Below are 13884 nucleotides of genomic sequence, written 5' to 3' on the forward strand. Positions count from 1 at the left end.
CAATACTCCCGGACGCCAACAGTTTCCACCTTGAGCAGTTGTTCGCCGCTTGACTTCCAATACGGTTGCTTTTCTTTGCAGCAGGCAAAGAAAAGTAGGTGCCCGCCCCGCACAGGGGCGACGCTAATAGACCACTAACAACTCAAGGAAAGGCCAACGCCACAGGCAAACACACGAACAATCGCGGCGCAGCCAACTACATCAAGAAAAGCCCACCGCCGGAGGCAAACCACCCATGCCGCCGCCAAAGGCAAAAAAACCTAGAACACCCCCATAAGCCTGGAAAGCTCCGAAACATACTCCCCGTACAGGGGATCACTCTTAACCTGATCAGGCTCCCGCGGCCGCGGCAAATCGATCTTGAGATCGTGCACAACCTTCCCTGGCCGCTCCGACATCACCAGCACCCGATCCGACAAAAACACCGCCTCATGAATACTATGAGTAACAAGCAAAACAGTCAGCGTACTCTGCTGCCAGATCCGCAAAAGCTCAACATTCAGCCGATCCCGCGTCAGCGCATCCAACGCCCCAAACGGTTCATCCATCAACATCACCCGCGGCTCGAGCAACAGAATCTGCCCAATCGCAGCACGCTGCCTCATCCCGCCAGACAACTCATGCGGATATCGATCGGCGAACGCCGTCAACCCCAACGTCTCAAGCAATGCAGGAAGCCGCGCTTCCACCTGCGTCCGCGGCACGTTCCTCAACTTCGCACCTAATCGGATATTCGCCCCGACCGTCATCCAGGGCAGCATATTGCTCGTCTGAAACACCACGCCAATATCCGGCACCGGCGCGGAGATCGGCTCGGTGCCAAGCAGAATCCGCCCGCCATCGCATGGCACAAGTCCCGCCACCATCCGCAGCAAGGTGCTCTTGCCACAGCCGCTCGGCCCGAGGATCGACACGAACTCGCCCTGGCGAATCTCCATCGATACATCGTCGAGCGCGCTGAACGCCCCCGCCCCGCCCCGTGCTGCAAATCGCTTGCCGACCTTCTCGACCGAAATCAGCGCGGGCGCCGCTTCGTCGCGATGCAAAGGATGAATCTGTGCGCCGGTTGCCGCGGCGCGCTGCACAATACGCAACTTGTCGACCAGTGCCATCAGACCGTCACTCCTCTCCACCACACACCGCGCGAAACGAGTTCGACGGCCCAGTAAAACAGCATCGCCAGCAGGGTCACCATCAGGATCGCAGCGAACGACAACGACGTCTGCGCATTCGACGTCGCAAACACGATCAGATGCCCCAGCCCCGACTCCGATCCAATGAACTCGCCGACAATCGCGCCGATAACCGCCAACGGCATCGCGATCTTCAAACCGTCAATCAGCGCGGGCAACGCAGCAGGCAAACGCAAATACCAGAAGGTCTTGGCCTGCGAGGCACCGAGCGCACGAAAATGCTCATCCAGGTTGCGTGGCACACCGGCGAGCCCCCCCATCGTCGCGATCACGATCGGAAAGAACGCGAACAGCACGGCCGCCGCCAGCTTCGACGCAAACCCATAACCGAACCACACGATCAGCAACGGCGCGAGCGCGATCTTCGGCATGCTCTGCAATGCCGTGACAAGCGGAAACAGCGTGCGCCGCGCAATGCTCGACATGCTCGCGAGCAAACCGATCGTCAAACCGCCGATCAGCGCCAGCGCAAACCCGGCAAACACTTCCCACGCGGTCGCCAACGTGTCGGACAGCAACTGGCCACGCATTTCCCAGCCGGCCGCGAAGACCTGCGACAGCGCCGGCAGCACATATTCGCGCGTGCCCGTCCAACGCACGCCGAATTCCCAGATCAAGCCAATCACGATCCAGAACGAGACGGTTTCGATCAATCGCTTCATTAGGGGTCCGAATTATTCGCTATCAGACGAATGGGATGAATCGGCTTTCGCTGAATCTTGCGAAGCGTTCGACGCCGTGTTCTGCGCTGCCTGCGCCATTTTCTGCGCCACCAGATGCGGTGGCGGCGGCACGACAAAGCGCTCGAAGCGGTACTGATCGAACGATTCGATCGTGCGCTCCCACACCTGCGGCTCATGCGCGTCGCGCTCGCCGATCTGCGTCATCTCGCAGTACACCTCGACGTTGTTACCATCCGGGTCCTTGAAGACGAGAAACAGGTTGTTACCCGGACCGTGCCGGCCGATGCCACGCACGATCTCGACGCCATGTTCCTGCAATACCTTCACCGAGCGCTCCATCTCTTCGTAGCTGTCGATCAGATAGGAAAAGTGCTCGAGGCCGGGGCGCGAATAGCGCGGCAGATCGTTGAAGTCGGCGGAATCTTTCGGCAGCTGCGCAAGCGCGAGATCGTGGTGATCGCTGCCGGCGCGCAGGAACACCATCTGATCGCCGATCCAGTCGGATACTTTGAGGCCCAGCACGTCGGTGTAAAACTGTGCGGACTTCTTGATGTCGCGCACCATCAGCACCATGTGTCCAAGCCGCTTCGGACGCAAACTGTTCATTGCCTGTCTCCTATGCCCCACGCCTCGCGCGGGCTGGTTGGAGCGAACGCGTCGCCTGAGCGACGTGCCGCCCCCGAATGGGTTTATTCGATGAACTGATTCGTATAAAGATCGGCCGCCTTCACCTTCGCGCCGGTGCCGAACGCACGCGACACGAACGCCGCGGTGGCATCCATGCGCGCGGGACGCAGCCAGCCGGTCTTGTGCTGCGCGGGATCGTCGGCGATCAGGCCATTGGTCTCGACGATCTGTTGCAGCAGAATCGCCTTGTCGAGCACCGGATAGAGCGCGCCAATCGCATCGGCGGCTTCCTGCGGATGCTCGCGCATCAGCGCATAACCGCGATACGTTGCGGCAAGAAAGCGTTTGACCACATCGGGATGCCGGGCCACGAACGTATCGGTGGTCACGATCCCGTTACCCATCATATCCAGACCAAAATCCCGGTAGTAAACCTTGCCGAGCTGCTGCCCCGCGCGCTTCGCCAATGCCGCTTGCACGGGGAGGCTCGCGCCTTCCCAGCATTCGGACAGGTCGATGCGCTTCTGCAGCAGCGCTGTATTGATCACCGCCGGGTCGAGGCGCACGGTCTTGATCGCGTCGGGCGCCATGCCGTTCTGCTTGAGCCAGGCGGGCATGATGTTCTGCACCGGTGAGGCCCCACCACCGCCAAGCGTCATCCCCGAGAGGTCCTTCAGCGTGTTCACCTTGAAGCCGGGCCGCTCGAGATAGCACATCGCGCCGGGCCAGCGCGTGTTGATCGCACCGACCATCACCGTATGTCCACCGTGCGCGCGGTTCAGCATCACGCTGACGGGGTCGCCGTAGCCGAATTCGAACAGCCCCTCGTCCACCTCATTGACGGTGCGCTGACCGCCGTATCCCCGCATCACGCTGACGTCGAGTCCGGCGTCACGGTAGTAGCCCTTCGCCTGCGCGAGCAGGATGCCGCCGGTGCTGCCCTGCGGCAGCCACGCGAGATTCACGCGCACCGTATCGGCCGCGTGAGCGCTCGTGAACAGCGCCGTGGCGGCCAATGCAACCGCGCTCAATGCAGCCTGCTGCTTCAGTGGCTGAACCAGCCGTCGTAACGCGTGCCGTACCCGCTGCAACATGTCGTGTTCCCCGTCTATGAGTGGCGTGAGTGGATGGCGCGGCGAGCGTGCTAACGCTCAGCCGGCGACCAGCGGATTCTCGATCGAGCCGATCCCGTCGATCGAAGCGACCATCACGTCGCCCGCCTTCAGATAAATGCCGCGCCCCATGCCGACGCCGGTCGGCGTGCCCGTCGCGATCAGATCGCCGGGCTGCAGCGTGAGGATCGTCGATAAATATTCGATCTGCTCGGCAATGTTGAAAATCATCCCGGACGTGTTGCCGTCCTGCATCATTTCGCCATTCACCGCGAGGCGCATGCGCAGATTCTGCGGCTCGGCAATACACGCGCGCGGCACGAACCAGGGGCCGAGTGGACCAAAGGTATCGAAACTCTTGCCGCGAAACCAGTCGTGTTTGAACGGATAGTCGGTGCGGCGATTCAGGTCGCGTGCGCTGACGTCGTTGAGAATCGTGTAGCCGGCGATGTAGTCGTAAGCATCTTCCTTGGCAATGTGGCGGCCGGTCCTGCCGATCACCACCGCCAGTTCCACTTCCCAGTCGACCCGCTCCGCGTGCGGCGGAATCACCACGCTGGCAAGCGTCGGCACTACGCTCGTTTCGGCTTTCATGAACATGTACGGCGTGCTTTCCTCACGCGGCGCCAGCTCGGTGCCCATCTCCTGTGCGTGCTCGTAATAGTTCGACGCCGCCGCGAAAATGCGTCGCGGCTGGTACGGCACGCACAGCGTGTGGCCGGCGAGCGGCGCGACGTCGAGCGTGCCCGCCTCGATCGCCCGCGCGGCGGTCTGAAGGCGTTCGACGGTCGCCGCGCCGCCCGCCTCCCAACCCGCGATCAGCGTGCCGACATCGGCAAGCGGCGCCGCTGAAGCGGTGCGCTTCAACACAGTTTGTGCGTCGTACAGCATGTCGCCGACCGCCAGGCCGGTGGCCGTGCGGCCATTCAATTCATAAGTTGCGATACCAAACCAGGTCACGTATTGCCTCGCTTTTTGCGTTTGTAGGGTGTTAGTTAGCCGCTGTCGAGGGTTCAATAATTCGTATACATTCAGTCATCTGTGTATTTTTATTTAACTACTCGTATATACTAATCGGGGCATGAACACGTTCGCGCGTACACTGCATGGGCCTGCAGAGGCCGGATATGCGCGGTGGCGATTGAGGCGGTTGGGTCGCTGGCGCATAATGGGGCCGCTTGCTCACGGTATCGCTCAACCCACGACCATCACGATGACGACGCTCTCCTCCAAGATCTACCGCCTGCTGTGCGACGAGATCATCGACGGCACGCTCGAACCGGGCCAAAAGCTCGAAGAAGCAGTACTCGCCGAACGCTTCAACGCCTCGCGCACGCCGATCCGCGAAGCGCTGCGCGAACTCGCCGCTCGCGGCCTCGTCGAACTGACGCCGCGCAAGGGTGTGGTGGTCGCGCAGTTCAGCATCGACGAACTGGCCGACATGCTCGAAGCGATGTGCGAACTCGAAGCACTGTGCTGCCGGCTGAGCGCGCAGCGCATGAGCCTCGTCGAGAAGAAACAGCTCGAAGAGCTCCAGACCGAAATGAACGCCGCGATCGCGCGCGGCGATGAAACGGAGTACTTCCAGCTCAATCGCGAATTCCACGAACTGATCTGCAAGGGCGCGCAAAGCAAATCGCTGGCGTCGATCATGGCGGTCCAGCGGCAGCGTCTGGCGGGCTTTCGTGCCGCGCAGCCGGCTTCGCCGTCGCGCTTCGAAGCCGCCACCGACGAACATCGCGAGATCGTCTCCGCGATCCTCAACTCCGAACCGGAACGTGCGTACAACGCGATGCGCGACCACACGGCACGGCTGTCGATCGTCGTGCTCGGCCGGCTCAAACGCCAGCGCACCGAGCGCGAGAACGCCTGAGCTTTTGAGCGGCAAGCGTCGATGCGGGCGCTGCATCAACTCCATCCCATGCGGTGATTGCATGCGCCGCAGCGGCTGCGATCGCGGCATGCTCACGCGGCCACCGCTGCTAGCGATGCCATCGACGGCATCGAAAAATCCAAGGCCTGCAACTGCTGCAACAGCGCGCCGGACTGCGCCGGATTCATCGGCGTGAGCGGCGGGCGCACGCGCGTCCATTCGTGATCTTGAGCGAAGTGCGCGACGATGCTTTTCAGCGCGGGAATCATCGGCTGCGCCTGCACGGCCAGGCGAACGGTCGCGACCTTGCCTTCCCACACCGCCCTCTCTTCCAGCGTCGCCGCATTCAGCAGGCTGGCAATCGCATGCGGCTGAATATTCGCCGTCGCCGAAATGCAACCGGCTGCACCGAGCGGCAGCGCTTTGCCGAGTAAGCCCTCGGAAGCGGGAAACACCGCGAAGCCGGGAAACTTCTCCAGCATCGCCGCGGTGTTGGCCCAGTCGCCTGAACTGTCCTTGATGCCGACCACCGTTTGCGGATACGCCGCGATCAAGCGCTCGATTAGCGTGTGCGTGATCGGCACACCGGTGAACTGCGGGATGTGATACAGCAGCACGCGCAATTGATCCGAACCGACCGCCTGGATCACGTCGGAGTAATAGGCGAACAGACCATCGTCGCTAACGCCTTTGTAAAAGAACGGCGGCAGCATCAAGGCGCCGGCGCAACCGGCTTCGGTGACGTGACGCGTCAAGGCGATCGCATCGGGCAGCGCACATGCGCCAGTGCCCGGTAACATCTGCGCGGGGTCGATGCCGGCTTCGATCACCTGCTCCAGCAACGTGTGACGTTCGGCAAGACTCAGCGAGTTGGCTTCGCTATTCGTACCGAACAGCGCGAGCCCCGCGCCCTGCCCGACCAGCCACCGGCAGAACGCGACGAAACGCGGCGCATCGACACCCAGCGCAGCGGTGAACGGCGTAACGACCGGCGCGAATACGCGCGGCTTTGCAAAAGCAGACGGACGACTGATGGACATGCGGATCTCCTGATGGGCTGGACGGCTAGGCGTAGACGCTGACGTGGACGATCACGCGCGGAAAAAATCGAGCATCGCGTCGCCTAACAACGTCTCACCCGAATCGAAATGCGCGACGACCGATGTGTGGTTGTGCCGCAGCATCTGCATGAAGCGCGGCGCGCGGTTGGGCGCGGCGTCACCGGCGCGCTGACGCGCTTGCAGTACGCGCTCGAAGAAAGCCGCGCCGTAGGCGTCCAGATAAGGGTTCTCGTATTCGGCGACGACCACCATTAGCGGTGTGTCGAAATGCGCCGCATGGGTCAGCGGTGAACGCGCGGCGTAGCGCGTTTCGTCCGCGCCGAAATAGGCACGCACACCTGCTGCGTTGGGGTTGTCGGGAAGCACGTCGGCGGCGAGCCGTGCGCTGATCAGTACCGCACCGGCGACGGCCGAAGCGCTTTCGCGCAGCCGGGCAAACAACGGATCGCACAGATACGTGGCGACATGCGCGCCACCCGCCGAATGGCCGACCAGAAAGATCCGCTGCGGATTGCCACCGAATTCGGCGACATGTTTCTGTGCCCACGCCAGAGCGGCGGCGACGTCGTCTGCGCCGGCGGGATACGGCGCCTCGTGCGCGAGCCGGTATTCGACGTTCAGCGCGACGCAGCCCTGCCGCGCAAACCAGCGCGACACGTTGTCGTAAATGAGCCCGTTGAAGCTCTTGCTGCCGCGCAAGAACGCACCGCCATGGACGAACAGCACGACATCGGCGTTGCCCTTCTCCCTCGTTTGGGCGGAAGCAAACACATCCAGGCGCTGCCGTTCATGACCGTCGTACGGCGTGTCGCGCGCCACCTCGAACGACTCGCCTCCATCGCGGGCCGCAGCCACCAACGGCGAATACGCGTCGATCACCAGATCGCGATGCGTATTGATGTCGCGCCCCCACACCGGCCCGATCTGCGCAAAGCGCTGCCTGAGCGTGGCGGAGAGACTACCCAACGGTTCCTGCAAGGTGTGCATCGGTGGTCCTCATACAGTGCGGCGAGTCAGCGCTAGCGGCGGCGACCGGCAGATGAGAACCATTCTGGTATATCAAATTGTTTTTGTGTATACATTTATTCTACGTAGTATACCTGGTGAAGTTGCGGACACACTTGATTCACAGTCACGACAACCTTCCTTTCGCCGACAGGCGACTTACATCAGGACAACCCAAGGACAACTTATGGACAAGCTCCGCCACATCGCGCTCTCGGTCGAAGATCCCGAGGCCGCCGCGCAATTCTTCGAGCAGGCATTCGGCATGCGCCGCGCCGGCAATGCGATGCGCGGCATCTATATGACGGACGGCACGATGAACGTGGCGCTGCTCAACTTCAAGGACGAGACCGTCCCCGGCTACGCGGGCCTGAAAGATGTGCGCGGCGTGATCCACTTCGGCATGTGGGTAGACAGCGTCGAAGACACCGCGGCGCGCGTGGTCGCGGCGGGCGGCACCTATCTGACGGGTCGCCACGAAAAAGATCCGAACGTGTTCTACGAAGTGAAGTACCGGATGCCCGACGGCACCGTGTTCGATATCACAGAGAATGGCTGGAAGGGCGCGGTGAAGGAAGTAGCGCCTGCCGCTCAAACCGACGATCCACGATCATGAGCGGCAGGCATGTACTGGCGCTGATCGCGCTACCCGACGCGACGCTCGATGCGCTACGGCGCGACTACACCCTTCACTATCAACCTGACGGCTGGGGTGAGGCGTTGCCAGCCAGCGTTGATTCAGCAAGCGTGCGCGCGGTGGTGACCAACGGCTCAACCGGTTTGTCCGACGCGCAGATGGCCGCGCTGCCCGCGCTCGAGATCGTCAGCGCGTTTGGAGCGGGCTACGAGAACGTCGACGTGGGTGCCGCCACGCGGCGCGGCATCGTGGTGACCCATGCGCCCGGCGCGAATGCGGCGACCGTCGCCGATCACGCCATCGGCCTGCTTCTCGCGCTCGCACGCGGCTACGCGCCGCTTACCGAGGCCGTCCGTGCCGGTCGTTGGCGCACCTCGCGTGCCGAGCGCCCCACGCTGACGGGCGCGCGCCTCGGAATAGTCGGGATGGGACGCATCGGCAGGCTGATCGCAGCGCGCGCGCAGGGTTTCGACATGACGCTCGGCTATCACGGACGGCAGCCGCATTCCGATGCGCCAGGTCGCTACTACAGGGACCTCACCGAGCTTGCCGCCGACAGCGATTTTCTCGTGATCGCCTGCAACGGCGGCGCCGCGACGAAGCATCTGGTGAGCCCCGAGGTGCTGCAAGCGCTGGGGCCGAACGGCTACGTGGTGAATGTGTCGCGCGGTTCCGTGCTCAACACGCAAGCATTGCTCGACGCCCTCGCTCACGCGGAGATTGCAGGTGCCGGGCTCGACGTGATCGAAAACGAACCCGAGGTGCCTCGCGCGCTGCTCGATCATCCCGACGTGCTCATCACGCCGCATATCGCGGGCCGCTCGCCCGCTTCCTTGATCGCGCAGCGAGACGCATTGCTCGCCAGTCTTTCCCAGCACTTCGCACACGGTCCCATCGAGTTCGCGGTGCGCGCTGCCTGAAATAGGGCGGCGCAGTTTCGCGCCGCCGCCTGACACCTGATTGCAGTCCTGTTGTCGCCTGCCGATGTCCCGCCGTCGCTGTATTGCTGTCTCGCTCCCGCCTCGCTGAAGTCCCGCTGTCGCCTCACCGATGTCTCGCTGTTCTCTCGTTGTTCCCAACTGCACAAGAGGTTCCGCCATGAACGTTCGATCGTTGGGCGCGCTCGCGCTCAGTTGCGCCGCCGCATGGGGACTCGCGTCCCACACTGTTAAAGCGCAAACGTCTGTCACGCTGTACGGGCTCATCGGGCTCGATATCGCCAGCACCAAACGTAGCAACGGGCCACCCGCCGCCATCGCCGAACAGAGTCCGGGACTGACGGCGCCTTACTGGGGCGTCCGGGTCAACGAGGATCTCGGCGCCGGCTATCGCGCGATCGCCGTACTCGAGAGCTTCTTTCAGCCGACTAACGGCGGCGTCGGCCGCACCTCCGCCGATCCGTTCTGGGGACGCAATTCATATGTCGGTATCGCCGGACCGTTCGGACGCGTGACGCTCGGACGGCATACCGACCTGCTCTACCTTGCCGAGCAGGCCGTCAATCCGTTTCAGGCGTCGATCCTGTTTTCACCCATCGTGATGCAAACCTTCACTGCGCCGTACGGCGGCGCCATTGCGGGCGATACCGTCTGGAACAACGGCATTCAGTACACCAGCCCCAATCTGCACGGACTGACCACCACGGCGGTATATGCGCCCGGGGGTTTCGCGGGCTCCGACGGCACGTACAACGCCGCGTTATCGACACTCTATGCAGGCGGTTCACTCACCGCTGTCGCGACCGTACAACGCACGCGCGTGGTCGCCGGTGTGGCGTCACCGACACAGAACGCGTACATCGTCGGCGCCGCCTATGATTTTTCGCTCTTCAAGCTGTACGGCGCGGTGCAAGGCCTGCGTACCGATTCGACCAACATCGGTGCGCACACCTACGAAGCCGGCCTCTCAGTGCCGCTGACCTCCCAGCTCACCGCGCTGGCGGAATGGGCGTACACGCGCCGCAGCGCGCCGAAAAACACCGTCACCGCCCGCAATACGGGCTCCGCGGGGCTCGACTACTTCCTGTCGAAACGCACCGATCTCTACCTGGTCACCGTCTACGACAGGCTCTCCGGCTTCGGCACTGCGATGACCTATGCAACCGGAATCCGGCATCTGTTTTGACGCGCTATGCCATTCGGGTCAACCCGCTATAACTAAATCGCTGTTTTGTATAAAAAAATAAAGCTCGGAATCCAAATTTTGCCGTGGGTATAATTTTTACCAGTTTGTGTATACATGACAAAAAAGGACGTAACCGCGGCTGTCGCGCGCGACGACAGCACTCTCTACCACACGAAAAGAACAACGATTTGTTTGGAGATTGAATGAAAAAGAAGGCACTCGTATCAGGCGCCGTCATGCTCGCATGCGCCGGGGCACACGCTCAGTCGAGCGTCTGGCTGTCGGGTTATGTCGACCTGAACCTCGAACATCTGATTTCTTCCGGCTCCGGTGGAAACATGACCCGCATGTCGAGCGGCGGCCTCAACAACTCGCGCTTCAACTTGAGCGGCGTTGAAGACCTTGGCGGCGGCAACAAGGCCGTGTTCACGGTCGAGCCGATGTTCTCCGCCAATACCGGCGTGCAGTCGACGCAGTTCCGCCAATCGTTCGTGGGTCTGAAGGGCAACTGGGGTGAAGTGACGATGGGCCGGCAATTCACGCCCTCGTACTGGATTGCGGGCTACGCCGATCCGACGTGGGCTGCCGACTTCAGTATGGTCAACAACATGGAGTTCTTCTACGCGTCGTATCGCGTGGACAACGCGATCCAGTACAAGACGCCGACCTTCTATGGCTTCACTGGCCGGATCATGGCGACGACCGGCGTCGGCGACAGCACCCGTGCGGGGCGTTTCCTGAGCACCAGTATCGACTACCGGCACGGGCCGGTTTTCCTCGGCGCGGTGAGCGAGTTGCAGTACACGCGCGATATCTTCAACGCGTCGCAAATCCATTCGTCGCGCGACAACTATTTCGCTGCCGTCTACAAGTTCGGCGGTTTCGAACCCACGCTGATCTATCACACCTACAACGGCTACTACGCGTACCCGCCGTACGTCGCGTTCAATTCGCAGGGGTGGGATGCGCAGATCGGCGCGCGCTGGAATATCGACGGACGCAATCGCCTTTATGTCAGCGTGGTGCATCGTCACGACGACAACAACACGAGCATTTCCAGCGCGACGGGCGGCGTGATCGGCTACATCTACGGTTTGTCGAAACGGACCGACCTGTATGCGACTTTCGCGCACGTGAAGAGCCAGCACGATGTGCCGGTCGCCTACCCTGTGACGTTCCAGGAATATCCAAACGGTGGACAGAATCCGAGCGGCTTCCAGTTCGGGATTCGTCACGCGTTCTAGTATAAAAAGGAGGAAGCCAATGCTTCACAAACGCAATCTGAAATCAACTCTCGCAACCGGCGTCCTGCTGACCTTTGTGTCCGCAGCCGCTTGTGCGGCCACGGAGGGTACGCCGGCTGCAGCCGCGCCGGACGGCGCGGCATCGGCCGCCGCGGCCTCCGCGGCTCAGGTGACGCCCGGCACGCCGAAGGTCAAAGACCCCTACCTCGCGCAGTGGCTGCGCCTCACGCCAGACCGCCGGCCTGCCCCGCTCAAACCGGGCGTCGACTACGGCATGGACCCGGCCACCGGCCAGTTCGTGTGGCCGAAGGCCACCCCCGAAGTGCACCAGGGCCAGCACTTCCCGGGTGAGATGACCACATGGGACAAGAAGAGCTATAGCAAGGACGTGACTGTTCTGGCCTTCTACCCTCTGGTCGATTCGCCCTTCCACGCCTGGAACAATATTGCCGACTTCAACGGGCGCCGTTACCTCTATATCCACGACCGCGACTATTTGCGGATCATGGACGTCACCGATCCCGCCAACGGCAAGGTCGTGTTTTCGCAGGGCGGCACGTGGGGACCGAAGGGACCGACCGAGAAGTTCGATCCGAACAACGTGCAAGACTACCTCGGCGGCGCCACCATTGTGTGGAGCAAGAAGCTCGGCAAACCGGTGCTCGTCGCCTCGTTCGAAATCGGCCGTTATGGCTTGATGACCGACAAGAGCGAGCAGCCTGACAAGGTCGAAGCCCAGCGCCATTACAACTCGCTCAAGGGTTTCAAGGTCTTCGAAATGGACGGCCCGCTGCCGAGCCAATGGAAGCTGATTGCCACGCGCACGACCGACTACAAGCATCCCGATGCGCCGGTGGGTCAACAGCAGGGTTCAGGTTCACTCGATGCGCCGGAATACTACGGCGGCAAGTACATGATCCTGTCGGCCGCACCGGACGACAGCTACGCTTTGACCGAGTACCCGAACTACCTGTATTCCCCCGGCTATCAGGTCTGGGACATGTCGGATCCTGCCGATCCGAAGTTTGTCTCACAGATCTCCGTGCCGGGACAAAAACTGGGCAACGAAGCTGACGAGCAGGCTTATCTGACGAACCCGCGTGCCGGCAACCGTACCTCATGGATGGGCTCGCGTATTCCAATCTTCCTGCCGAAGCCTTTGGAACAGGGCGGCAAGATTGGCTTCGGCGCGATGGGTGGCCTGGGACTCTATTCGTTCGACCTGTCCAACCCGGCGAAGCCGAAAGTGCTGGGCAATGTGAATACCGCGCCGAGCTTTGCCGGCACCGAGTACGACAACGCTGACGTCAGCCAGTACGAGCGCACGGGTTTCGTGTTGACGAGCGGGTATCCGATGAACCGCGATTGCTACGAGCCGTACAAGGACATCTTTATCGTCGATGCGCGCGATCCGTCGCATCTGAAGGTAGCGGGCAAGCTGCCGCAGCCGACACCGCCTGAAGGTGCGCCGTTCACGAGTTTCTGCCAGCGTGGCGGCAACTTCGGTCCGAAGCGTTCGAACGCCATCGGGCAGCCGGGCGGCTCGCGTCAGGGTGTGATTCCGTATTCGTTCTATAACGCCGGCGTGCAGATTTTCGACGTGCGCAATCCGGAAAAGCCAACGATTGCCGGGTATTTCGTTCCGGCGCTGGCCGATGAAAGCGAGCTGCCCAGTTATACCCTCGGCAAGGGTGTGCTGGCGATTTACACCGAGTATGACCGCAACATCATTTGGGCCTTTACGGAGAATGGGGCTTATGCGTTGTCGACGCCGCTGTTGGGCAAGCCGGTGATTGGCGCTCCGGCCAAGCCCTGGCCGCCGCGGTAACGTCTTTGGGTTTCTTCAATTCTTCATGTTGGTTTGTTGAGCGCTTTGCCCTGCCGGCGGTTTTCGTCGGCGGGGTTTTTTGTTTTTTTGCTGGGGTGAAATTGTGAGAGCGATGTTTCGGTTGGGTTTTGTTGTTGCTGTTACTGGGTTGGTTTGTGGGGGTTCTTTTGCTGCGGCGCCGGAGGGTGGTGCTGGTACCACGGGTGGTATTTCGGCTAGCGAGCAGACTTGCCGTGCTTGTCACTCACTGGATACGACCAAGGTCGGGCCGCCGTTTAGAGCTATCGCCGAGCGGTATCGGGGGGATTCCGATGCGGTTGCGAAGCTTGAGAAGAGTATGTTGGAAGGGAGTTCAGGGAAGTGGAATACCGGGGCTCAGATGCCGCCCAATGCGATTTCGGCCGCTGACGCGGAGAGGTTTGCGCATTGGATTTTGGGGATTAAGTAGGACTGTGGTTATTTGCCTGCGCGGCGCTTGTTGTCTGTTTGCCTGCGGC

14 protein-coding genes are annotated in these 13884 nt (G+C 61.8%); 7 read left to right on the forward strand and 7 right to left on the reverse strand.

What is annotated here, in order from left to right; genetic code table 11:
* Positions 1–260: 260 nt before the first annotated feature.
* From PQQ96_RS39770 to PQQ96_RS39790, 5 genes are all read right to left on the reverse strand, one after another.
* Positions 261–1112: an ABC transporter ATP-binding protein gene (locus PQQ96_RS39770; RefSeq protein ID WP_408302552.1), complete on the reverse strand. Its 852-nt coding sequence runs from the start codon at positions 1110–1112 to the stop codon at positions 261–263.
* On the reverse strand, positions 1112–1855 hold the full coding sequence (locus PQQ96_RS39775) for an ABC transporter permease (protein WP_120305101.1): 744 nt from the start codon (positions 1853–1855) through the stop codon (positions 1112–1114). The genes PQQ96_RS39770 and PQQ96_RS39775 overlap by 1 nt, the downstream gene beginning before the upstream one ends.
* 12 nt (positions 1856–1867) lie before the next feature.
* Positions 1868–2482, reverse strand: coding sequence for a VOC family protein (locus PQQ96_RS39780; protein ID WP_408302554.1), 615 nt, complete (start codon positions 2480–2482; stop codon positions 1868–1870).
* An 83-nt stretch (positions 2483–2565) separates the two neighbouring features.
* Positions 2566–3597, reverse strand: a complete 1032-nt coding sequence (locus tag PQQ96_RS39785; protein WP_408302555.1) for an ABC transporter substrate-binding protein — start codon at positions 3595–3597, stop codon at positions 2566–2568.
* Between the two features lie 57 nt (positions 3598–3654).
* Positions 3655–4575, reverse strand: a complete 921-nt coding sequence (locus tag PQQ96_RS39790) for a fumarylacetoacetate hydrolase family protein (RefSeq protein WP_408302557.1) — start codon at positions 4573–4575, stop codon at positions 3655–3657.
* A gap of 253 nt (positions 4576–4828) precedes the next feature.
* Here PQQ96_RS39790 and PQQ96_RS39795 point away from each other — a divergent pair, with 253 nt between their 5' ends.
* Entirely contained in the window at positions 4829–5488 is a 660-nt protein-coding gene (locus PQQ96_RS39795) for a GntR family transcriptional regulator (protein ID WP_074286050.1), read from the forward strand.
* Positions 5489–5580: 92 nt separating this feature from the next.
* Here the strand turns inward: PQQ96_RS39795 and PQQ96_RS39800 are convergent, their stop codons facing one another.
* The gene (locus tag PQQ96_RS39800) at positions 5581–6528 is read right to left on the reverse strand and encodes a dihydrodipicolinate synthase family protein (protein ID WP_408302558.1); all 948 of its coding nucleotides are present in this window, start codon (positions 6526–6528) and stop codon (positions 5581–5583) included.
* 51 nt (positions 6529–6579) lie between these two features.
* Positions 6580–7536 carry an alpha/beta hydrolase gene (locus tag PQQ96_RS39805; protein ID WP_408302559.1) on the reverse strand — a complete coding sequence of 319 codons (957 nt, stop codon included), beginning with the start codon at positions 7534–7536 and terminating at the stop codon, positions 6580–6582.
* Between the two features lie 205 nt (positions 7537–7741).
* On the opposite strand from PQQ96_RS39805, the gene PQQ96_RS39810 reads away from it, so the two are divergent.
* From PQQ96_RS39810 to PQQ96_RS39835, 6 genes are all read left to right on the forward strand, one after another.
* Positions 7742–8170 (forward strand): VOC family protein, encoded by a 429-nt coding sequence (locus PQQ96_RS39810; RefSeq protein ID WP_408302561.1) that lies wholly within the window; start codon positions 7742–7744, stop codon positions 8168–8170.
* On the forward strand, positions 8167–9111 hold the full coding sequence (locus tag PQQ96_RS39815) for a 2-hydroxyacid dehydrogenase (RefSeq protein ID WP_408302563.1): 945 nt from the start codon (positions 8167–8169) through the stop codon (positions 9109–9111). Before PQQ96_RS39810 ends, PQQ96_RS39815 begins: the two co-directional genes overlap by 4 nt.
* 178 nt (positions 9112–9289) lie before the next feature.
* Positions 9290–10315, forward strand: a complete 1026-nt coding sequence (locus PQQ96_RS39820; protein WP_408302564.1) for a porin — start codon at positions 9290–9292, stop codon at positions 10313–10315.
* A 203-nt stretch (positions 10316–10518) separates the two neighbouring features.
* The gene (locus PQQ96_RS39825) at positions 10519–11559 is read left to right on the forward strand and encodes a porin (RefSeq protein ID WP_408302566.1); all 1041 of its coding nucleotides are present in this window, start codon (positions 10519–10521) and stop codon (positions 11557–11559) included.
* A gap of 19 nt (positions 11560–11578) precedes the next feature.
* Positions 11579–13387 (forward strand): LVIVD repeat-containing protein, encoded by a 1809-nt coding sequence (locus PQQ96_RS39830; RefSeq protein WP_408302568.1) that lies wholly within the window; start codon positions 11579–11581, stop codon positions 13385–13387.
* Positions 13388–13499: 112 nt separating this feature from the next.
* Complete coding sequence (locus tag PQQ96_RS39835; RefSeq protein ID WP_408302570.1) at positions 13500–13835, forward strand: c-type cytochrome; 336 nt, start codon at positions 13500–13502, stop codon at positions 13833–13835.
* Positions 13836–13884 lie beyond the last annotated feature (49 nt).

This window comes from Paraburkholderia sediminicola (assembly GCF_046027825.1).
Lineage (GTDB): Bacteria > Pseudomonadota > Gammaproteobacteria > Burkholderiales > Burkholderiaceae > Paraburkholderia > Paraburkholderia sediminicola_D.